At 61.6% G+C, this 19283-nt stretch carries 20 protein-coding genes; 9 read left to right on the plus strand and 11 right to left on the minus strand.

The features are described from left to right. Positions 1 to 73 precede the first annotated feature (73 nt). Together JQ567_RS27010 and JQ567_RS27015 are read right to left on the minus strand one after the other, a co-directional pair. Positions 74 to 961: an alpha/beta fold hydrolase gene (locus JQ567_RS27010; protein ID WP_212441624.1), complete on the minus strand. Its 888-nt coding sequence runs from the start codon at positions 959 to 961 to the stop codon at positions 74 to 76. Between the two features lie 318 nt (positions 962 to 1279). Continuing rightward, the gene (locus tag JQ567_RS27015; RefSeq protein ID WP_212441625.1) at positions 1280 to 2050 is read right to left on the minus strand and encodes a helix-turn-helix transcriptional regulator; all 771 of its coding nucleotides are present in this window, start codon (positions 2048 to 2050) and stop codon (positions 1280 to 1282) included. Positions 2051 to 2162: 112 nt separating this feature from the next. On the opposite strand from JQ567_RS27015, the gene JQ567_RS27020 reads away from it, so the two are divergent. Then, the gene (locus tag JQ567_RS27020; protein ID WP_212441626.1) at positions 2163 to 3254 is read left to right on the plus strand and encodes a zinc-binding alcohol dehydrogenase family protein; all 1092 of its coding nucleotides are present in this window, start codon (positions 2163 to 2165) and stop codon (positions 3252 to 3254) included. 38 nt (positions 3255 to 3292) lie between these two features. Here the strand turns inward: JQ567_RS27020 and JQ567_RS27025 are convergent, their stop codons facing one another. Continuing rightward, entirely contained in the window at positions 3293 to 4216 is a 924-nt protein-coding gene (locus JQ567_RS27025; RefSeq protein WP_212441627.1) for a division plane positioning ATPase MipZ, read from the minus strand. 314 nt (positions 4217 to 4530) lie between these two features. Here JQ567_RS27025 and panC point away from each other — a divergent pair, with 314 nt between their 5' ends. Next, entirely contained in the window at positions 4531 to 5382 is an 852-nt protein-coding gene (gene panC, locus JQ567_RS27030) for a pantoate--beta-alanine ligase (protein WP_212441628.1), read from the plus strand. Between the two features lie 4 nt (positions 5383 to 5386). Here panC and JQ567_RS27035 read toward each other — a convergent pair whose 3' ends face one another. The 4 genes from JQ567_RS27035 to JQ567_RS27050 all read right to left on the minus strand — a co-directional run bounded on the left by JQ567_RS27035 (position 5387) and on the right by JQ567_RS27050 (position 8252). Next, a complete protein-coding gene (locus tag JQ567_RS27035) occupies positions 5387 to 5824 on the minus strand; it encodes a DUF1489 family protein (RefSeq protein ID WP_212441629.1) in 438 nt (145 codons plus the stop codon). A gap of 39 nt (positions 5825 to 5863) precedes the next feature. Next, positions 5864 to 6892, minus strand: coding sequence for a hypothetical protein (locus tag JQ567_RS27040; protein WP_212441630.1), 1029 nt, complete (start codon positions 6890 to 6892; stop codon positions 5864 to 5866). A gap of 223 nt (positions 6893 to 7115) precedes the next feature. After that, complete coding sequence (locus JQ567_RS27045; protein ID WP_212441631.1) at positions 7116 to 7319, minus strand: hypothetical protein; 204 nt, start codon at positions 7317 to 7319, stop codon at positions 7116 to 7118. 276 nt (positions 7320 to 7595) lie between these two features. Continuing rightward, the gene (locus tag JQ567_RS27050; RefSeq protein ID WP_212441632.1) at positions 7596 to 8252 is read right to left on the minus strand and encodes a glutathione S-transferase family protein; all 657 of its coding nucleotides are present in this window, start codon (positions 8250 to 8252) and stop codon (positions 7596 to 7598) included. Positions 8253 to 8457: 205 nt separating this feature from the next. Here JQ567_RS27050 and JQ567_RS27055 point away from each other — a divergent pair, with 205 nt between their 5' ends. Next, the gene (locus JQ567_RS27055) at positions 8458 to 9135 is read left to right on the plus strand and encodes a DUF599 domain-containing protein (protein ID WP_212441633.1); all 678 of its coding nucleotides are present in this window, start codon (positions 8458 to 8460) and stop codon (positions 9133 to 9135) included. Between the two features lie 923 nt (positions 9136 to 10058). Here the strand turns inward: JQ567_RS27055 and JQ567_RS27060 are convergent. Beyond that, positions 10059 to 10547: a hypothetical protein gene (locus tag JQ567_RS27060; RefSeq protein ID WP_212441634.1), complete on the minus strand. Its 489-nt coding sequence runs from the start codon at positions 10545 to 10547 to the stop codon at positions 10059 to 10061. A gap of 434 nt (positions 10548 to 10981) precedes the next feature. On the opposite strand from JQ567_RS27060, the gene JQ567_RS27065 reads away from it, so the two are divergent. From JQ567_RS27065 to JQ567_RS27075, 3 genes are all read left to right on the plus strand, one after another. Beyond that, a complete protein-coding gene (locus JQ567_RS27065) occupies positions 10982 to 11284 on the plus strand; it encodes a hypothetical protein (RefSeq protein ID WP_212441646.1) in 303 nt (100 codons plus the stop codon). A gap of 52 nt (positions 11285 to 11336) precedes the next feature. Beyond that, entirely contained in the window at positions 11337 to 12119 is a 783-nt protein-coding gene (locus tag JQ567_RS27070; protein WP_212441635.1) for a hypothetical protein, read from the plus strand. 125 nt (positions 12120 to 12244) lie between these two features. Further along, complete coding sequence (locus tag JQ567_RS27075) at positions 12245 to 13171, plus strand: catalase family peroxidase (protein ID WP_212441636.1); 927 nt, start codon at positions 12245 to 12247, stop codon at positions 13169 to 13171. 24 nt (positions 13172 to 13195) lie between these two features. Here the strand turns inward: JQ567_RS27075 and JQ567_RS27080 are convergent, their stop codons facing one another. Continuing rightward, the gene (locus JQ567_RS27080) at positions 13196 to 14128 is read right to left on the minus strand and encodes an AraC family transcriptional regulator (protein ID WP_212441637.1); all 933 of its coding nucleotides are present in this window, start codon (positions 14126 to 14128) and stop codon (positions 13196 to 13198) included. Between the two features lie 363 nt (positions 14129 to 14491). Between JQ567_RS27080 and JQ567_RS27085 the strand changes: the two genes are divergently transcribed. From JQ567_RS27085 to JQ567_RS27095, 3 genes are all read left to right on the plus strand, one after another. Continuing rightward, positions 14492 to 15445 carry a helix-turn-helix transcriptional regulator gene (locus tag JQ567_RS27085; protein WP_212441638.1) on the plus strand — a complete coding sequence of 318 codons (954 nt, stop codon included), beginning with the start codon at positions 14492 to 14494 and terminating at the stop codon, positions 15443 to 15445. Positions 15446 to 15531: 86 nt separating this feature from the next. Beyond that, the gene (locus JQ567_RS27090) at positions 15532 to 16194 is read left to right on the plus strand and encodes an SDR family oxidoreductase (RefSeq protein WP_212441639.1); all 663 of its coding nucleotides are present in this window, start codon (positions 15532 to 15534) and stop codon (positions 16192 to 16194) included. A 149-nt stretch (positions 16195 to 16343) separates the two neighbouring features. Further along, on the plus strand, positions 16344 to 17009 hold the full coding sequence (locus JQ567_RS27095; protein ID WP_212441640.1) for a hypothetical protein: 666 nt from the start codon (positions 16344 to 16346) through the stop codon (positions 17007 to 17009). Positions 17010 to 17018: 9 nt separating this feature from the next. On the opposite strand, the gene JQ567_RS27100 is transcribed toward JQ567_RS27095, so the two are convergent. After that, complete coding sequence (locus JQ567_RS27100) at positions 17019 to 17696, minus strand: nitroreductase (RefSeq protein WP_212441641.1); 678 nt, start codon at positions 17694 to 17696, stop codon at positions 17019 to 17021. Positions 17697 to 17821: 125 nt separating this feature from the next. Next, positions 17822 to 18643 (minus strand): universal stress protein, encoded by an 822-nt coding sequence (locus JQ567_RS27105; RefSeq protein WP_212441642.1) that lies wholly within the window; start codon positions 18641 to 18643, stop codon positions 17822 to 17824. Between the last annotated feature and the right edge of the window lie 640 nt (positions 18644 to 19283).

Raw genomic sequence — 19283 nt, forward strand, 5'->3', positions numbered from 1 at the left:
GACTATACAGGGCGTCAATGCGCCCGGTCGTGATCCGCCGGGATCAGGCAGCGGAGCGTTAACAGCGGAGCCGTTAGTTGGTCGCCGACTTGTTGGTCGTTGCCGGGTTGCTGGCCAGCGGCACCGGTCCCGGATTGCTCACGAGCGGATCCGGCACCTTGGTCGGCACCGGCTTCAGCACGCTGCTGTCGGTGTTGTCCGCGATGAACTTGTCGAGCATCGTCTGGATCGACGACTTTGCCGCATCGGGCCCGGTATCGCGCATATCGTTGTGCTGGTAGCCGGTGTTCACGACCGTAATACCGGCCTTCTCGCACTGGTCGTCATCCGGCACGACGCCCGGATCCGGCTTGAACTGCGTGTCCTTCGAACGGAACGACAGGATCTTGAACTTGCCGTCGGTCAGGAACGGCACGCGCAGATTGTCCAGCGTCACTACCTTCTTGATCTCGTCGGGATATTGCTTGGCGAAATACATCGAGATATCGCCGCCCATCGAGTGCCCCACCATGGTCACCCTGGCGTAGTCGGCGTTGGGCAGGACCCTCTTCATTTCCTCGATGGCAAAATGGATGTTGGCGACGCCGCGCTGAATTTGCGGCAGACGGCCGACATAGAGTTCGCCGACCTTGGTCACCATCGGCGGATCGGTCGGCAGATCATGCTGCGGGCTGACCGCAAGATAGCCACGCGCGGCGAACGCGTTGGAGAGGAACGAATACTCGGTATGCTTGACGGTGTTGCCGTGATTGATGATCGCAACCGGCAGCGTGATCATGCCGGCATTGGCCTGCATTTCCTTGTCGCGCCGAACGGCGATATTGACCGCAACCAGACGATTGTCCCGCGCCGGGTCATGGAATGCGATGGTCTCGTGACGGATCGCCCACTTGCTCGCGGTAAAATACGCGACCGCAACCAGTACGGTAAGTGAAAGCAGAACGGCAATTCCACGTTTCATCGGCGTCCTCGGGGCCCCGGCAGGGGCTATGTTCGGTCTCGAGACTCTTCGGCCTCGTTCTTGATGATATATGTCACAGCGGCGTGACATAAAGTCCAAATGTTGTGAATTGACCGCCTGATCGTTGTGCGATGCACCCATCCATTGTGCAGCTGCTCACTACCCGGCGATCATCTCCTATTTGCCTATATACGACGGCCCCAACCAAGCTTCGGTTCGACCGGTCGATAAAAGTCTAATGAAAACGGTATTGTAGGCAGTTCGTTCCTTTATTTCGCACGCCGCGTCTGCCCCGGAAATCCCGGAAAACCACTGGATTCAGCCCGCGGAATAGATGATCAGCTTCAGCGCCGGATCGTCATTGGCCTGAAAGCTCGCATATTCCAGCTTCAGCCGCCCCTTCCTCGGATGGCTCAGGGATTTCTGGCCGGCTGAGACGCCGCCAATATCATGGGCCTCCCACCAGCCCGAAAATTCAGGACAGCCCTGCCGCAGCCGCGCAAGCAGTTCCTGGAACGCGGGATCGCCGGCCCACAAATCATGCGTGGCGCGGAATTGCGCCACGATGCGCCGCGCCTCTTCCTCCCATGAAGCGCCGAATAACTTTCGCGTCGCGCGGTTGGTCAGCACGGTGAGGAGAATGTTGCGGTCGCCTTCCGGCAGGCGGCTGAACGCAAAGATCTCATCCGCGGCCGCGTTCCAGGCCAGAATGTCCCAGCGGCGGCCCGTGACATAGGCCGGCAAATTGAGCCGCTCGACGGTGCGCCGGACCGCAGGCGGTACGGTTTCGGGGGCGAAGGCGCGGCGGTCGGCATTCTGCGTCAGCGCCCGCAGATGCTTGTGCTCGGCCTTGCCGAGCCGCAGCGCGCGGGCCAGCGCGTCGATCGTGGTCGCCGACGGACTGACCGTGCGCCCCTGTTCGAGCCGGATGTACCAGTCGACGCCGATGCCTGCGAGTTCGGCAACTTCTTCGCGCCGTAAGCCGGGCGTTCGCCGCCGCCGCCCGATCGGCAGGCCGACCGCCTTTGGCGTCAGCTTTTCCCGCCGCGAGCGCAGAAAATCGCCGAGTTCGCTTTGCCTGGGATTCATGGGCCTGCACTTCGCCAGCGGGGGGATCATTTAATCCTAGGATAATACCAGGTCTTGTTGGGAAATGAAGGGTTGCGAAAATGGGCTCCTCGTTGCGAAAGGATGCCCCATCATGAAAGCCGCCGTCTTGAAACAATTCGGATCGCCGCTCGCGATCGAAACCCTGCCCGATCCCATCCTCGGCACCGGCGAAGTGATCGTCGACGTGATGGCGAGCCGGGTTCTCGCCTATGCCAATGAAGTCCTGAGCGGCGAACGCAAATACCTGCTGGAATTGCCTGTGGTGCCCGGTCCCGGCGCGATCGGCCGCGTCCGCGCCACCGGCCCGGATGCGACCCATCTGGCCAAGGGCGACTGGGTCTATTGCGATCCGACGGTGCGTTCGCGCGATGATGCGCTTGCCCCCGACATCGCGCTGCAGGGCCTGACCGCCGGCAGCGACGGCGGTCTGCGGCTGCAGCGATACTTTCACGATGGCGCATGGGCCGGACAAATGCGGGTGCCGACGGAAAACGCCGCACGTATCGGCAGCATTGCCGAAGCGGACGCCGCACGCTGGTGCGCGCTGGGTACGCTGCTGGTGCCGTATGGCGGCTTCCTCGCCGCCCAATTGCAGGCCGGAGAGACCGTATTGGTCAACGGCGCCACCGGCAGCTTTGGCAGCGCGGCGGTGGCCGTCGCGCTGGGCATGGGCGCGGCTTGTGTCATCGCAACCGGCCGCAACGAAAAGGCGCTGGCCGATCTCGTGCGCCGGTTCGGCCCACGCGTCCGTATTGTTCCGATGCGCGGCGAGGAGGAAGACGACCGCAAGCGAATCCTGCAAGCCGCCGCGGGCGGAATCGACTGCGTGCTGGACATCCTGCCGCCTGCGGCCAACGCGATGCAGGTACGGACCGCCATCCTCGCGGTGCGGCCTTACGGACGCGTGGTGCTGATGGGCGGCGTCGGCATGCTCGGCGGCGCCGGCCTCGACCTGCCCTATTCATGGGTGATGCGGAACTGCATCACGCTTCGCGGCCAATGGATGTACCCGCCGCACGCGGCACATTTGATGGTCGGGCTTATTCGCGCAGGCCTGGTCAGCCTGGATCAATTCGAGATCACGGCGTTTGCGCTCGACGACGCCAATGCAGCGGTGGCGCATGCCGCAAGCAACAGCAGTCCGTTCCGCATGACGGTGATCGAGCCGCCAAGATCACGCTGAGGCCGCGGCGATCAGGCGCCGAGGATCGAGAGCCTTGATCAGGCGCCGAGGATGTCGTGGACCTCGAGCGGCTTGTCGACCTGGCTGAACCATTCGGCCCGGTTGGCGGCCCTCCGCCGGCCGCGCTCGTCGAGCGGCAGCTTCAACTGGCGGAGCAGGCTCGTCACCTCCTCGCGCGCCGTCACATGGCCCATGCTCGGCCGCGTGCCGAGGGTGGCCTCATCGATGTCGTCGAGCGCGGTCAGCCCGCGCGGGAAGAATTCGCGGTAGACCACCCGCTCGGCAAGGCCGTCGATCGAACGAAAGCCCAGCCGCAACGACAGATCCTTCAGACTGTCGGCGACGAGCTGCTTGTTGCGCGAGCCGATCATCGACAGCCGGTTGCGCACCACGATCCAGTCGGTCGAAGCGCCGTCGAGCTGGCGGCGCTTGCGCCTGGTGTCGCGCACCATCTCGGCATAGTGGCTTTCGCCGGTCACCGAATAGGTGGCGGGGTCAACGGTGCCGAGCACGTCGAAATCGAGGAAGCTGTCATTGATCGGCGTCACCAGCGTATCGGCCATCGAATGGGCCAGGCGCATCAGATAGGAATCCGACCCCGGCGTATCGATGACGATGAAGTCGAAGGCGCGCTCGATGGAACTCACCGCTTCCATGAATTGCTGGAACTCGGAATTCTCGTTGTCGGCGATCTGCATCGTCTCGCCGAGCTTGATGCAAAAGTGGACGGGAATTTCGAGATCGAGACCGGTGCGGCGGGCCCACGCGGTGCGGTTGCCGATGTACCGGGTGAAGCTCTGCTGGCGGCAGTCGAGGTCGATGGTGGCGACACGCTGACCGGCTTTCATCAGGGCGACAGCGATATGCAGCGCGGTGGTGGATTTACCCGAACCGCCCTTCTCGTTGCCGAGCACGACGACGTGCGCCGAGCCGGATTGCCCCTGACTAGTCTGTAACAACATGACTCGACCCCTGTTGATATCTTCAAATCACGCGCAGCTGCGGTCAAGCGAAATGCGCGATAACGATTTTAAATCGTTGTCGGCCTGCCTTAATCATGAATCCACTTGGCGTTGTCGCGCTGCCTGTGATCGAGCGCACGCTCGGCACGCGCCGATCGCAGCGGCCGTGCATGACCCATGCAGCTACGCCGGGCTGCCTCGATTGGTTGCACTGGCTGATCACCTTCCGGCCTTATAAGGTCGGCGCGCCCGCCCAGAGGTCGCGGCGAGCAGCCCCCTCACCCCCAAAACATCGTGCAAGAGATCGAGCCCAGATGCCGCGAAGCCCCATGGTCGTCCGTACCGTCCCCGCATTGCGCCGCGCCCTTGATGGCCTTCGCGCCAGAAAGGCCACGGTCGCGCTGGTGCCAACCATGGGAGCGCTCCATGACGGCCATGTGTCGCTGGTTCGGCTCGCCAAACGCCGCGCACAGAAAGTGGTCGTCTCGATCTTCGTTAATCCGACCCAGTTCGCGCCAACGGAGGATTTCGGCTCCTACCCGCGCACCTGGAAGTCCGACGTCGCCAGGCTCGCGGCCGAGAAGGTCGACCTGATCTGGAATCCGGACGTCAAGGCGATGTATCCGCAAGGCTTCGCCACCCGGATCGTGCCCGAAGGTCCGGCCACCGCCGGGCTGGAAGATCGCTTCCGCCCGCACTTCTTCGGCGGCGTCGCCACCGTGGTCGGCAAGCTGTTCACCCAATGCCGGCCGGATGTCGCGATCTTCGGCGAAAAGGACTTTCAGCAATTGCGGGTGGTGACGCAGATGGCGCGCGATCTCGATCTCGGCGTCAAGGTGATCGGATCGCGCACGGTTCGGGAACGCGACGGGCTGGCGATGTCCTCGCGCAACGTCTACCTCGCGCCCGAACAGCGCCAGGCGGCGCCCGAGCTCTATCGCGCGATGAAGCAAAGCGCGGGGCGCCTGCGCGCCGGCGAGCCCGTCGACGCCGTCATGCAGGCCGGCGCCGAGGCGATCACAATAGCCGGTTTTGCGCTGGACTATTTCGAGGTGCGCCACGCCGAAACGCTGGCGCCGATCGCCTCGCTCAAGCAGGGTCCGATGCGGATGCTGGTCGCCGCCAAGATCGGAACCACGCGGTTGATCGACAATATCGCCGTGTAGCCCGCTACAGCAGCCCGAGGTCGCGCAGTTCGCGCCGCATCGGCTCCGGCATCGACGCCACGACCGCGGCGGACTTGCCGAGATCGGCCGGCGCGCCGTCCTCGGTCAGATAGCGCCAGCCCTGGAACGGGCGCATCGGCCGCGGCGAGACTGATATGACCTTGGGCTGCATCACCAGGCGGCACCGTCCGATACCGTCCTTGTCGCGGAACGGCTCGATCGCGATCAGCTTTTCGCGCGCCGCGATCTCTCCCTTGATCACCCAGTAGAGCGAACCGCCGGCAAGCAGTTCCTCGTCGCGTTTCGGCGTCATCCGGGTGACGTGGATATGGCGGAGCGGCAAACCCTTTTTCCTGGCGGTTGCCATCCGTTCGGCAACCCAGCCCTTGAGTTCTTTGACCGACTCGCAGCCAACGGCGAGCTTGATGAGATGAAGCGGCATGGATCCGGGTTTAGCGGGCCCCGCGCCGTTTGAAAACGATCATTCGTTGGCGGGCGCGGCAGCTGTGGATGACACCGTCGGTGCTCCCGGTGCCCCCGGTGCCGGCGACAGCTGAACCGGCGCGGCCGGTGTCCGCTTCGGCGCCGGTGGTTGTTTTTTGGCGGCCGCCAGTGCTGGTGACGCTGTTGCGGTCGGTGTGGCTGGTGCGGCGGTAGTTGGTGCTGCTGCGGCCGGGGCCGGGCGCGGTGAAGCCGGTGGACTGGCAGCAGCTGGCGCCGGCGCGGCACGAGCGGCGGGCGGCTCCGGGTTCATGATGCTGATGGGCGGGGTATTGGCCGCGCTCGGGAACTCGGCATTGGTGGGTTTACCGGTAGGCATCGACGGCGGCAGGCCCGCGAGCAGCCCCGGGGTCGTCGCAGCCAGGGGCGGCGCGTTCCATGACGGCGCATAGCGCGTGATCAGGTTCTCGTAGAGGCGCTCGTCCATATTGGCGACGACCTGGCGCTTGTCGGCCAGCGCGGCGAATGCCGCGCATGCAGCCGGCGTGCAATGGTCGCGCGCCATCAGCACATAGGCCATCAGCCCGTAGCGGTCGCGCTCGACGGCGCGGCGCAGCGCCTGCAGATCGGAACTCGTCGCTTTGTCGGCTGTGGCAGCATCGCCGAACCCGGTCAGGCGGGAGATCTGGGACGCCGCGTAAGTGACCGCGGCAGCGACCGAGTCGGCGGACCCGAACAGCGTCTTCTCGCAGGCGTTGAGGACGGCATCGCCGGCGAGATCGTCGATACAAGAGAGCTGCGGCAACGCTGCACTGACCGAAGCCACCCGGGTCCCAGCGGACGAGACCCCGCCATCCGGCCCGAAGCTGCGGATGGTCGCGGCGACAGCGACGACGATCGCCAGCAGCGTCATGACCGTCAGCACGCCATTGGCCACGGATTTCTCCGCGCGCAGCAGCGTGATCAGAACGATGATTCCCAAAAATCCCGCCGCGGCCAGCGTCAGCCACATCGGAAAAGTCGGTATGCGCCAGATCTGATCCAGCGAAGCAGCCCAGTCCCAGCTCATGCGCGGTGTCCCTCACGCAGCATAACGCGATCAGCGTAAGCGAATGCGTGTTTGGCCGCACTCACTTCCGACAGAATGGTCCTGCGAACGGGGCCTTTTGACGGCGAGCGATATGGAACCGCGTCAGCCGCCGGCTTGCGCACAGCTTCAGGAGACCGCAAGCGGCTCGGGAGACCGCAAGCGGCTCAGGAGACCGCAAGCCGCTCGGGAGACCGTGAACTGCTCAGGAGACCGCGAGCTGGCTTTCCTTGGCTACCCGTTCGAAGGCTTCGGTCGAGCTTTTGATGCGATACTGGCAGTCGTCGCCGTCGGTCGGAAGCAGCCGGATCACCTCATAGGTGCCGGTGGCGGCCGGTCGGGCAACGTTGCTGGCAGTGAAATAGACAGTCTCTCCAACGGTGAACTTGTGCTTCAACGCCCTCTCCATACGCAAGATTGTCGGCGGCGCTTAGTTGTCCCGCTAGCGATCGGCCGACTTGAGAACCCTGCGTCAACCTAGCACACCACAGCCCCAAAAAGCCAGCACCATCGAGCCATGCCAGACACGCATATTTTGCAGACATTTCAGCGTGTTATATGCCAGTTTGGGGGAATTTGCATAGCCGCTATTCCGGCCCGCAATGGCCCCTCGCCCGGCCCCATGCGGCAGCCAGGGCGGGTGCGGTTCAGGGGCTTGTGGAACCGGATGGGCTAAACGCCCGCCTCAGATCGCCTCGAGCCGGTCGATCAGCATCGTTTCGGCCAGCCCGTCGCGGGTCCACTCCTGGAACGCCGGCAGCGCGTCCATCGCATCGACATAGTGCTGCGCCTCGCTAGCCACCGGAATCGCATAGGTGCGGAAGCGATGCACGACCGGTGCGAACATCGCGTCCGCGCCGGAGAACGCGCCGAACAGGAACGGCCCCGCTTTGCCATAGCGCTGATGGCACTCGGCCCAGATCGCCTGGACCCGCGCCACATTGGCCTGCGCGTCTTCCGACAGGGCCACGGCGCGGATCGGGCGGTGCAGATTCATGCCGCATTCGTTGCGCAGCGCCATGAAGCCCGAATGCATCTCCGCCGAGATCGAACGCGCATGCGCGCGGGCCGCGCGGTCTTCCGGCCACAGCTTCGCTTGCGGGAATTTTTCGGCGAGATATTCGATGATCGACAGCGAATCCCACACCGTGACGTCGCCGTCGACCAGCGCCGGCACTTTTCCCGCATCGCTGAAGCTCAGGATGCGTTGCTTGTCGGCCGGGTTGTCCGTGTACAAGGGAATCACGACCTCCTCGAACGGAATGTTGTTGGCGCGCAGCGCCAGCCACGGCCGCATCGACCATGACGAATAATTCTTGTTGCCGATGACCAGTTTCAACATTTCAAGGGAATCCTGTTGGGATCGCCATCATGGCATAGTGCGCCGCAACCGTTCAACCTGTACATCTAGAGCGTTTTCCAGCGAAGTGGACACCGGTTCGCGTCCCAAGAAAACGCGTCAAATCAAGAATCCAGAGCCCCGTTCCGATTCCATCGGAACGGAAATGGCTCTGGCGTGACCAAGCGACGACGACGGGGAATGCAGCATGACCGGATATTGGGTCGATATATCAGCCATCACGTTCTTCGTCGTGGAGTGGACGGTCTATGCCTTCACCCTCGAACGTACCGCCTACGGTCGGGACAGCCTGTCCGCCCGCATGCATATCTATCGCGAGGTCTGGATACGAAACCTGCTCGATCGCGAAACCCGCATGGTCGACATGCAGATCATGGCTTCGCTGCAGAACGGCACCGCGTTCTTTGCCTCCAGCAGCCTGATCGCGATCGGCGGCGGGCTGGCCTTGCTGCGCGCCACCAACGACGCATTGGCGGTGCTTGCTGCGCTGCCGATCGATCTCAGCCCCTCGCCGGCCCTGTGGGAAATCAAATGCGTGGGCTTGATCCTGATTTTTACCTACGCCTTCTTCAAATTCTCCTGGGCCTACCGCCTGTTCAACTATGTCGCCATCCTGCTCGGCGCGATGCCGCCGGCCTCGGAAAAAGGCACGCCCGAGGCAGAAGCGCACGTCATCCGCACCACGCGATTGTTCGAATCCGCCGGCCAGCATTTTAATCGCGGCCAGCGCTCGTTTTTCTTTGCGCTCGGCTATCTCGGCTGGTTCGTCAGTCCATGGGTGTTGTTCGTCACGACAGCGATGGTCGTGATCGTCACCTGGCGGCGGCAGTTCGCGTCCAATGCGTGGAAGGCGATGGGGAGCTGAGGGGAATGAGGACTCTCTCCACGTCATTGCGAGCGAAGCGAAGCAATCCATACTTTCTTCATGCTGCATAATGGATTGCTTCGTCGCATTGCTCCTCGCAATGACGGTCACAGAGCGGCTGCGCCCAATGCTGTCATCCCCGCGTAGGCGGGGATCCAGTACGCCGCGGCTTCTCGACTCAATCATCGTTGTCTCTGGAATACTGGGTCACCCGCCTTCGCGGGTGACGACACCTGAATATGTGTTAGCGATCTCGCGACGCATTGCGCCCGAGCTTTGACAGAAATTTCCTTGCCCCCGAAATCCAGAGGGCGCAGGGAATGCCGGATGCGCGCTGCACCCGCGATCTCGTGTGCGAATTGTGCAAACAAAGCTGCACACGAGCATACAGGGCAGCGGAGGCAATCCGACATTCCCTGCGCAATGGCTTTACGGCTTACTTCGTGCTCTCCTCGGTCGGGCCGAGCTCGTTGTCACCGTCGCCGCGCTGATGTTGCCACCTGCGCGACTTGACGCCAGCATCGGGGCGTCGGGACCACACGACTTCACCGTACGCCTTTGTTGCGCGCGTCAATCGCAACATCGGCGTCCACCGCGACCCGCCCAACGTTCGTGACGATGGCCAACGCCCCTCTGGATAGGACGGGATGGGCATAGATATGCCCCCGATTTGGCTTCTGGAAAAGCGAAATATTTTTTGTTTCAGGGCTTGCATGATTTCTGTAAATCGGAAGTGATTTGCCCGTCGGGTTGATTTGTCGCATGCGGCTCGCGAGATTTCGCTTGCGCGGAGAGAGCGACGCAGTTGGCGCTTACCAAGATGTCGTTCGTGCGCGGCACGAGCGAGATGAGCGATGTGGTCCGCACCGAGGACCACAGCGATCTCGTTGCAAAATCTCGGCTCGGAGATGACGGACCCCAGGTCAAGCGTATGTCGGTGTCGGCCGGTAACGCCGGATCACGCCGATGATCACGACGACAAAGAACGCGAGCACGACGACCTGAACGATGGAGCTTGGCGCCAGCGTACGCAGCGCCGGCAGCTTCAAGAAGGATTGGATCACCAGCACGAATACGTTGAGATAAAGCGAGACCAGCGCGGTTAGTGCGTAGATCCAGCGCCACGCACCGGCGAGCTTCATGCCGTAAAGCGCAAAACAGGCGATCGCCAGCAGTACCAGCGAGAGAATGCCGATCACATGGCCCGGCGACAGCTTCTCGAACAGCAGCGGTGAGAACAGAAACCCTGAAGCACTGGTCAGGATGGTGAATGCAAGGAAGATCGCAGTGAGGCCCGGCATCCGCTTCGAGCCAAGCATCCCGAACATCACGATCAGGCCCGCCACGATTGCAATCAGGCTGATGATCACGTGGACCATCGTGAACGTCGCCAAGCTCATACCCAGTATCATGATGCGTCTCCGAAGAGTTGCTGGGCGGAATTCGGCCTCGCGTTTTTGTAGAAGATCTGGACGCATTTTTTGGTGGTGACTGTGGTCATCGGATCCATCCGTTGAGTAGAAGAAATCAAAACCTCTGTTTCTTTGGCGACCTCTAGCGAACCGGGTGCGCCGCTGCCCCAGAGCGATTGACGTGCTTGTAGCGAGATTGCTGTTAACGTGCGCGCCGTCGCGGCTGCTTTCCTGGAAGGCACGGCAGAAGTGGATGCGCGACAGCCGGAAGAGCGGAAGCCAGGGCAGCCAGAACCTGCAGACCTCAAGCGATTGGCGGAGGCGCAGGCGTTAGCAGCAATCGTTCTACAGGTACGGCAATCGCTCTGGCGCAGCCGCCGCTCTGATCCGCTAGATCATCACCGTGCCCACATCCAACCGGACGGAGAAAAAAGATGATCTGGAAAAGCATCGTCACCCCCCGTGCGACCGCACCGGCTTCTGCGCGCTGGTCCGCAATGTCTGGTTTTGCACGCAAGACGGCTGAAACCGTCTCCGACTTCGCCAACGTCGTTCACAACCTGGTTATGGACGTCCGCGATAGCTACCGGCCCGAGCTGCATTACATGCGTGGCCCCGGCCCGAAATGGCGCGCCAAGCATCAGCCCTGGCTAAGCTTCGATTCTGAAGTTGCTGGGCAGCACAAGCTGTCGCCGGTGCATACAAGCCGTCGTAACACGGCTAACCCCACCCGATAGCTGGCCGAGGTTACGGATCATGCGCGTTCGCTGGCCCACCACCCGAGCTTGGATGTTTCTCAGCGCCGCTACCGGTTACGTCGCTTTGCTCGGGCTGGTAGCCATGCTGGGTGGGTCGGCGCATGCCGCCGTTGCCCTTGAAGAACGCAAATTGCCGATGCGGTTCAGCTGGGTCGCTTGCCAGCCGAATTGCCGAGGCTGGGTCAGCGCAGTCGGCATCGTCACCGCCGAGACTCCAAGGCATTTCGACGATTTCGCGCGCGATCGTCCGCTCAAGGGCGAAACTGTTGTGCTGGACTCCAGCGGCGGCTCGGTCAACGACTCGATCGCGCTCGGACGGCGGTTCCGGGAGCTTGGAATGGTGACCACCGTCGGGGCGACCCACCGCGCGCACGGCGAGCGTGCCAACGTGTCGCCGGAGGCTTACTGCGAGTCCATGTGCGTTTTCCTGCTGCTGTCGGGCAAGTCGCGCTACGTGCCGGAACAGGCGCATGTCCGCGTGCATCAGATCTGGATGGGCGACCGCGCTGATAATGCACGGGCCGCGAGCTACAGCGCAGATGATCTCATGATCGTTGAGCGCGATATCGGACGTCTCGCCAAATACACCTTCGACATGGGCGGCACGGGTGATCTGCTGGAACTCTCGCTGAACGTGCCGCCATGGGAAGATTTACATGAACTGTCTCGGGAGGAGTTGCGGCTGACCAATCTCATCACTACCGACAAGGTTGCTCAGCTTGGCAGCCCCAACGCAGCGGTGGTCGAGCTGACGCCCAAGTCGGTACAGGGACGCTTCGTAACCACTGCGGCGGCTTCGGCTGGGCAGCAGTAGCGGGTAGTCCTCCCGACGAGCAGGAATTCGCGCGTTAGCAGCAATCGCTCTGCAAGTAGCTCAATCGCGCTGGCGCAGCAGCACGTCTGGTTCGCTAAACCATTGCGGTGTCCACGCAAACGCCATTGTCCCAATTCCCGACCGGGGCCGCCACGCCGGCCTCGATCGTCGATGCGCTGAAAACAGAAACCGGTCATTCACCAAACGTACGGGCGAGCTTTGCAAAGGGCCGATGCGTCCGCGGCACCTATATCCCCTCGGATCAGGCGGAGGAAATTACGAGATCCCTGAGCTTCACGAGACCATCGCGCGTGCTGGCGCGCTTCTCGGTGGGCGGCGGCAATCCCAAGGTGGCGGATGCCGACAACCTTGTGCTGCGCGGCTTCAGTTTCAGGCTCGGGGACGTTGACCAGCGCTCGGACATTCTCACGCAAAGCGCTCCGGTTCATTATGCGAGGACGCTCGACCAGATGTTGGCGTTCCTCAAGGCGCGCATTCCGGGACCGGACGGAAGGCCGGATCTGGAGAACGTCAAGGCATTCTCCGTCGCCAATCCTGAAACGCTGCATCAGGCAAACTACATCGCTGCGCATCCGCCGCCCGGGAGCTTTGCCGGCACGACCTATTGGGGCGTGCACTCCTTTCCCGCAACGAATTCAAGAGACGAGACGCGGTTCATCAAGTTCAAGATCGTTCCGGTCGGCGGAAGCGTTACGCTGACCGAGGATGAGGCCAAGATGAAGCCTGCCGACTTCCTGCACGAGGATCTCGAAAACCGGATCCCTGCACGCGAAATCCGCTTCAGCGTGATGGCGCTGCTCGACCGTCCCGGCGATCCCACCATGGACGTAACGATCCGATGGCCTAACGAGGACCGTCGCGAAGCCGTGCGGCTGGGAACGATCGTCATCACGCGTATCGAGCCAAACGAAGCGTGCGATGCTTTCATGTTCGATCCAGCGAATCTCGCTGAAGGTATCGGGCATCCGCCGGACGAGATATTTGCGGCACGCCACGCCGCCTGCACCATCTCATTCGCCAAACGCCGCTGAATGGAGATGCCTGGCCTACCGGGGTCATGCCTCGCCCTCGGGAACGCCATGCACTTCGCGGCGCCACGCCCCCGGGCTGGCTCCCACGAAGGAAGAAAACACCCTCGTAAAGTGGCTTTGATTAGCGAAACCGGCCGATATCGCAATCTCCGACAGCGGCAGGTCACGGACGGCCATCAACTGCTTGGCCGCCTTGACGCGCTGACGAAGCAGCCACTGGTGCGGCGGCAGGCCGGTAGACTTGCGAAACGCGCGTGAAAAATGGCTGACGGAGAGGTCAAACTCGGCGGCGATTTGTTGCAACGAAAGAGTTCCACCAAGGTCGGACGCGAGCCTTTCGCTGACGCGCTTGACTTGCCAAGGCGGAAGGCCGCCGCGGGCCCGTTCGGCGCTGCGCCGCAATCCGCCATAGGTCTGCGCGACGTGCGCAGTGAGCGCGAGCATCGTGTGATCGACAAAAAGCTGATTGGCTTGGTCCGCCCGATGCAATGCTTCCAGCAGCAACGCACCGAGGTGACGGACCACCGCGTCGTCATGGGCGACACCGAGCTCACCGGCGAGTTCACCGACGCGAGGCGCGCGGGAATGCTCCGTGAGGCGATCGAGAGCCGAGCGCGGAATATAGAAATGGAGGGAGTGGAACGGTTTGTCGATGACGTATCGTGGATCGCGTTTGAGATCGTACAGATACGTAGTGCCCGCCCTGACATCCGCTTTCGTGATGCACTTGCCGCGCTCCCAGAGCTCGCAGTCCGGATAGTCGCGAAGTTTGAGGCTGACAAGAAAGGCATCCTCGAGAGTGAATGAGCCCGAAAGACCCGGCGCGGGATTGTCATCCCGCGTCTCCGTGACGGCGATTTCGGCGCTGCGCAGTGAACGCGTGACCAGCATGGGCGGCACCTGCTTCAGGCGCAGGAACTGCCTGTACATCTGTCCGAAAGCGCCGGCCTGTGTCATTGGGATCGACCTCATCGGTGAAGTCGGACTGGTATCGCTCGCCCGCGATGTAGTTGAACATTATCTGATATCGGCGCCCGATCGTCCAGTTCCCTCGCGGAATTGCCGGCACACCAAAGCCCAAAAACGTGCTCAAGAATGTCAGCGCTATTGTCCGTCCGTGACACGCCGCGCAGCATTTTGTGGTGTGCCTCCTTCGACATCAGCAAACCGCCGCTTGACCGCGACTTTGGTCGCACGCAGGCGGCTTGGAGCAGGTTTAGGCAAAACATGCCCGCTTTGGGATAGACCCGGACCTGCCCAGCGCCTAGAAGGCGTGCCGAACGTTCAATCAAGGTGCCCCTCAACGGCGAGGAAAGGCCCATGAGCAAGCAGACTTTGCGCGTTCCTTCGCAAGAACATCAGCCCGACACTTCCCGCGCGCAGCAGCCCGATTTGCCGATCGGCGAGCCTCCTCACGCCGACGCGGAAATGACGCGTGTGCTCAAGACGGCGCCACTGCGCATGGCTGCAGACTCATCCAACGGCGCGATCACCTTCTGGAGGCATGATCCCCTGCACGACGTGGTCCGGCCCATGGCCGATCACGTCATCATGACTTTTCCCGCCGAGCCGGTGCGGTTCGAGCGCCGCGACGGGAAAGCGCGTGTGAACGGAATGACACGTCCCGGGACCTTGACGGTCATTCCGGCTGGTTCAACCTCACGATGGGACATCTACCAGCCCTTGAGTGTCCTTCAGCTCTATCTCCCGCAGGCAACGCTCACTCGGGTCGCCCGCGAAGCCGGCACAACCACTGCCGGCGACCTTGTGGAGCGAACTGCGCATCCTGACCCCATTACATCCCGGTTGCTGCTGAGCGCGGCCGACGCCCTGGAAGGCTGCGCGGCGCTGGATACGCTGTTCAGACACCAGCTGACGGATCTTCTGGCTACACGCCTGCTCGCGGCGCACGCCGGTTTACCTGCAACGGTCCAGCCGGTCATGGGCGGGCTGTCGCCCAAGGTGCTGGGTCGCGCCATCGAACGCCTGCGTTCGGACAGCGATGCGGACCTATCGCTTGCCGCGCTGGCTGCGGATGCGGGCCTGTCGCGCTTCCACTTCTGCCGCGCCTTCAAGGAAAGCACCGGGCTCTCGCCGCATGCCTGGCTGCGCCAGCACCGGCTCGAGCAGGCTATGAACATGCTGCGCGACACCAACACGTCGGTCGTCACGGTCGCAGCCGCGCTCGGCTATTCCTCCCAGACCGCATTCGCCGCGGCGTTCAGAAAGCTGACCGGTGAAACTCCGAGTGACTGGCGAAGACGCATGCGGTGAACACATTCTTCACCGCCGCTAGCTTGGTGAATGACAAGCGTACTGCTTACCGCCGATTTCAAGTTCAGCTCGAAGGGTAACAGGCGATGAAGACATTTCTTTGCATCGGAGCGGGCCCGGGAATCGGTTTCGCGACCGCCGAACGCTTTGCCAAAGAGCGTTTCCAGGTGGTTTTGGCCGCTCGGAGCGTTGCCAAGACGCAAGGGCTGGCCGAAAGGCTAATATCAAAAGGGTACACGGCTCACGCTCGCAAGGTGGACTCCAGCGATTCGAAGAGCGTCGCGGAACTGGTCGCTGAAGTTCAGAAGCAGCACGGCTCAGTCGACGTCCTGCACTACAACGCCGCATCCATGCGCAAGGCGACCCTCTCCGAACAGCCCCGCGACAGCTTCAACGATGATCTCGCCGTGAACATTGGAGGTGCGCTCGCCGCCGCGCAGGCGGTCGCCCCGAAGATGGAAGAGCAAAAGTCTGGTGCGATCCTGCTGACGGGAGGTGGCTTCGCGCTCGCTCCCAGCCCGGACTTTCTCTCGATCAGCATCGGCAAGGCCGGCATTCGCGCTTTGGCTCACGGACTTTTCGAACCGTTCCGAGAAAAGGGGATTCACGTCGCGACAGTAACTGTCTGCACTTTCGTTGCCCCGGAATCGAAGGAGGCCTCATCGGTGGCCGAACAATTCTGGCGTCTCTACAGCCAGCCGAAGGACTCCTGGACCGTCGAAGCGAACTACGCCCCCGAATTACGGTGACAGTGCACTAATGCCCTGCAGCTAGCGTCAGCCCGTAGATGGCGTAACGGGCCCTGCTGGAGCAGCGATTGAACTTTCAAGCTGTGACGAGCGACAGACGACAACGGATGATAGTGGGTTGGGATGGCCAACCGCATAACGGACTACCCATGCGTCTTCTTTCGCTCTTCCTTTTGGTGTTTGCGAGCTCCGCGTCTGCGCAACCCGCGCCTGCCGTCGACTGCAACGCGATCAAGAACTCCACGGTTCCCGTCGAGTTGGCCTATCATGGTCTGGACGGGACGAGGAAAGTCGTTCAGGCCTATCGAGGCACATCGGGCGGTAACGTCGTCTGGATTCGGGAGATACCGCCGTCGACCCGCCCAACCCCACCCGTTTTCGTGACGAAGGCAATTTATGTCGATGGAACCCTCGCATCGTCGGAGTGGTGGACGACTTATGTCGGCAAGTATTCGCATCGTACCGCGAAATATGCGGCCGATGGACTGCCCAGGAATTTTGATCGTCGATCGGACGTGACTTACACGATGCACACGCTAACAACGGACGGTGAGAATACCACCGAGGAGAAAACCAGCACGACCTCCTACAGATTCAGATCAGAAGGAACAACCGCGGTTGGATCCTGTGTTCTCCAGGTGATCCGTGGCGAGAGCGAAAACACCAACGATGCCGGCCGCACCCGCCGTACCTTTCAACTCTACTTTCCCGAACTGCAGATATCCGCCACGGCAACCGATGCGGAGCCCATTGTGGATGGTCTCAGCACGGTTCTTTCCGAGATCAAGCCGGTAAACGCCCGCAGGGCGGATTGAGCTGCCCGCCTAATTCTCGAAACCGACGAACACCGTGGCTTCCTCGACAGACTTTCGTTCGGACACGACCGCATTTGCCGGGAAACTTTCATCCGGCCAGCCCAGCGCGATACTTTTCATGATGACCTGATCGTCGGCTATCCCGGCGTGCTCGCGCACCACGGGCGATTGCATGATGCCCTGACTGTTGATCACGGCGCCCAGCCCGCGAGACCAGGCGGCATTGACCAGCGCGGTCGCCACGGCGCCGCAATCGAAGGGCGTATCGTCGCTACCGTCAAGCACGCGGTCATAAGTCACGATCACGCATACAGGCGCGTCGAATTGACGGAAGCCGCGCAATACCCAGTCCTGGCGCCTATCCTTGTCATCGCGCGCGATCCCCATGGCGGAGAATAATTGCTTGGCGACTCCGACCTGCCTGTCGCGGTGCGGACCTGCAAAGGCCTGACCGGTGCGGAACTCGCGCGACTGAGGTATGCCCGCCACCATCCGTTCCGTGTTGCCGGCGCGGATCCGATCCAGCGGTTCGCCGGTGATGACATAGAAATTCCAGGGCTGGGTGTTCATCGACGACGGAGCGCGCATCGCCAGACCGATGATTTCCGCAATCAGCTCCTTGGGTACTGGATCGGGCTTGTAACCGCGGATACTTCGGCGACCGAGAATAACGTCATCAAACTGCATTGGTCTAAGATTCCCCAGATGGCTCCTGAACTGGCCCGGATTTTCGCGGTTTCTTCGCCTCGGCGCAAGATGGAGGTAGACCGCCGTACGGCGGTGCTCGCGCGAAGCGAGTCTTGCAGATCCGATCAATGCGACATCAATGTCGGTTTGGTCATCGAGGCAAGCATACCACGCGTCGTCCCACCAAGAATAAATTCCCGCAGCCGGGAATGCCCGTACCCGCCCATGACAATGAGGTCGGCACCTGTATCGGCTGCATATGACAGGATTGCATTGTAAACATCGATCTTGCTGACGGGGATGCGATCAATCGTGGCGCTTACTCCGTGACGGGTCAGATGGGTCGCGATATCCGCACCCGGAAGGTCTGCGCTTTTGGCGCTCTGAGTGTCCGCAACAACAATACTCGTCGTGCCGGAGCGGATAAGAAACGGCATGGCATCGGCGACCGCTCGGGCGGCTGCCCGGCTGCCATCCCAGCACACCATGACACGATCGAGTTTGAGGCGCTCCTTCTGAATAAAAGGTACGACGAGCACCGGCCTTCCGGATTCGAACAGCGCTGCCTCAAGGACGATATTCGTGGTTCGATGATCCCGGTCCCCTTCAAATTGGCCAATGACGGAAAGATCGAATCGTCTTGCGATATGCGCAAACTGGGTTGGTCCGTCGCGCCCGTCAGTTTCAATTCTGCGTGTTTCGGCTGAAACGCCGGCGCGACGCGTCGCCTCGTCAAACGCGGTGGCCACGGACTCTGCGCGTTCGTGAGCTTCAGCTTGCTGGGCTCGAATAAAGTTAGCGGACAGGTCAATGCCACCGACCACTGCCGGATAGAAGGCCGTCCCCATGATGTGTGCGCCGAATGTTTCCGCAACCGACAGGGCGTAATTGGAAACGCCATCTTGCGATGTACCGTAAGACAGGTTGACAAGAATATCTTTGATCATGGGTCTGCCTCCAGTTAGGTGATCGCGTATCTACGCTAATTCCAGTGCCCATCTTTATCCCGGCGGCGCACCATTCCCGTGTCCAGGGAGCTGCGTGCCGATTCGAGTAACAGGGCAAACGGGTCCACGCTGCATGCCATCGAGACATTCCTCATCCGGCCGTCACCAGATGGCGGTCAGGCTGAGACTTCAAGCGATCGTGCCAGCAGTTGATGAAATCACGATCGGTCATCCGTTCCCAGGCTGCAAACGAGATCACCAACATACGGAACGGAAGTTCGATTTGATCGCTCTGTCTCCATGAGTGCAATGTGACTAAACGTATCAGTGCCGATCGCCTGCATTGATTCCTCGTGTCGTACGCGACATTGCCAAAATGAAAAATGCATTGCTCAAACTCAAAATGGCATCTTTGCCTTCCGTATTTTTGGATTATTTCAGTATTTCCAGTTTCACGAATCGTAATCGCGCTCGGGCTTGGTGTTCTCCCGGAAGTATATGATTATGCGCACAGAGCTCACACTGGACGCCCGGGATTACGGTGGGGACTACTGTGACAGTGCTGGACTGCACCCCTGGAACGAGACACGATAATTTCTGTGACAGGCATTTCGAGGATGACCTGTGGCAGCAAAAGGAA

This window comes from Bradyrhizobium sp. AUGA SZCCT0431, from assembly GCF_018131065.1.
Classification (GTDB): domain Bacteria; phylum Pseudomonadota; class Alphaproteobacteria; order Rhizobiales; family Xanthobacteraceae; genus Bradyrhizobium.

Coding starts and splice junctions, on each gene's coding strand:
- JQ567_RS27100 (WP_212441641.1), bottom strand. CDS start 17,696: ATGCAGTTTGATGACGTTATTCTCGGTCGCCGAAGTATCCGCGGTTAC.
- JQ567_RS27035 (WP_212441629.1), bottom strand. CDS start 5,824: ATGCCGCTTCATCTCATCAAGCTCGCCGTTGGCTGCGAGTCGGTCAAA.
- panC (WP_212441628.1), top strand. CDS start 4,531: ATGCCGCGAAGCCCCATGGTCGTCCGTACCGTCCCCGCATTGCGCCGC.
- JQ567_RS27060 (WP_212441634.1), bottom strand. CDS start 10,547: ATGATACTGGGTATGAGCTTGGCGACGTTCACGATGGTCCACGTGATC.
- JQ567_RS27025 (WP_212441627.1), bottom strand. CDS start 4,216: ATGTTGTTACAGACTAGTCAGGGGCAATCCGGCTCGGCGCACGTCGTC.
- JQ567_RS27045 (WP_212441631.1), bottom strand. CDS start 7,319: ATGGAGAGGGCGTTGAAGCACAAGTTCACCGTTGGAGAGACTGTCTAT.
- JQ567_RS27065 (WP_212441646.1), top strand. CDS start 10,982: ATGATCTGGAAAAGCATCGTCACCCCCCGTGCGACCGCACCGGCTTCT.
- JQ567_RS27010 (WP_212441624.1), bottom strand. CDS start 961: ATGAAACGTGGAATTGCCGTTCTGCTTTCACTTACCGTACTGGTTGCG.
- JQ567_RS27105 (WP_212441642.1), bottom strand. CDS start 18,643: ATGATCAAAGATATTCTTGTCAACCTGTCTTACGGTACATCGCAAGAT.
- JQ567_RS27095 (WP_212441640.1), top strand. CDS start 16,344: ATGCGTCTTCTTTCGCTCTTCCTTTTGGTGTTTGCGAGCTCCGCGTCT.
- JQ567_RS27050 (WP_212441632.1), bottom strand. CDS start 8,252: ATGTTGAAACTGGTCATCGGCAACAAGAATTATTCGTCATGGTCGATG.
- JQ567_RS27020 (WP_212441626.1), top strand. CDS start 2,163: ATGAAAGCCGCCGTCTTGAAACAATTCGGATCGCCGCTCGCGATCGAA.
- JQ567_RS27090 (WP_212441639.1), top strand. CDS start 15,532: ATGAAGACATTTCTTTGCATCGGAGCGGGCCCGGGAATCGGTTTCGCG.
- JQ567_RS27015 (WP_212441625.1), bottom strand. CDS start 2,050: ATGAATCCCAGGCAAAGCGAACTCGGCGATTTTCTGCGCTCGCGGCGG.
- JQ567_RS27080 (WP_212441637.1), bottom strand. CDS start 14,128: ATGACACAGGCCGGCGCTTTCGGACAGATGTACAGGCAGTTCCTGCGC.
- JQ567_RS27070 (WP_212441635.1), top strand. CDS start 11,337: ATGTTTCTCAGCGCCGCTACCGGTTACGTCGCTTTGCTCGGGCTGGTA.
- JQ567_RS27085 (WP_212441638.1), top strand. CDS start 14,492: ATGAGCAAGCAGACTTTGCGCGTTCCTTCGCAAGAACATCAGCCCGAC.
- JQ567_RS27055 (WP_212441633.1), top strand. CDS start 8,458: ATGACCGGATATTGGGTCGATATATCAGCCATCACGTTCTTCGTCGTG.
- JQ567_RS27040 (WP_212441630.1), bottom strand. CDS start 6,892: ATGAGCTGGGACTGGGCTGCTTCGCTGGATCAGATCTGGCGCATACCG.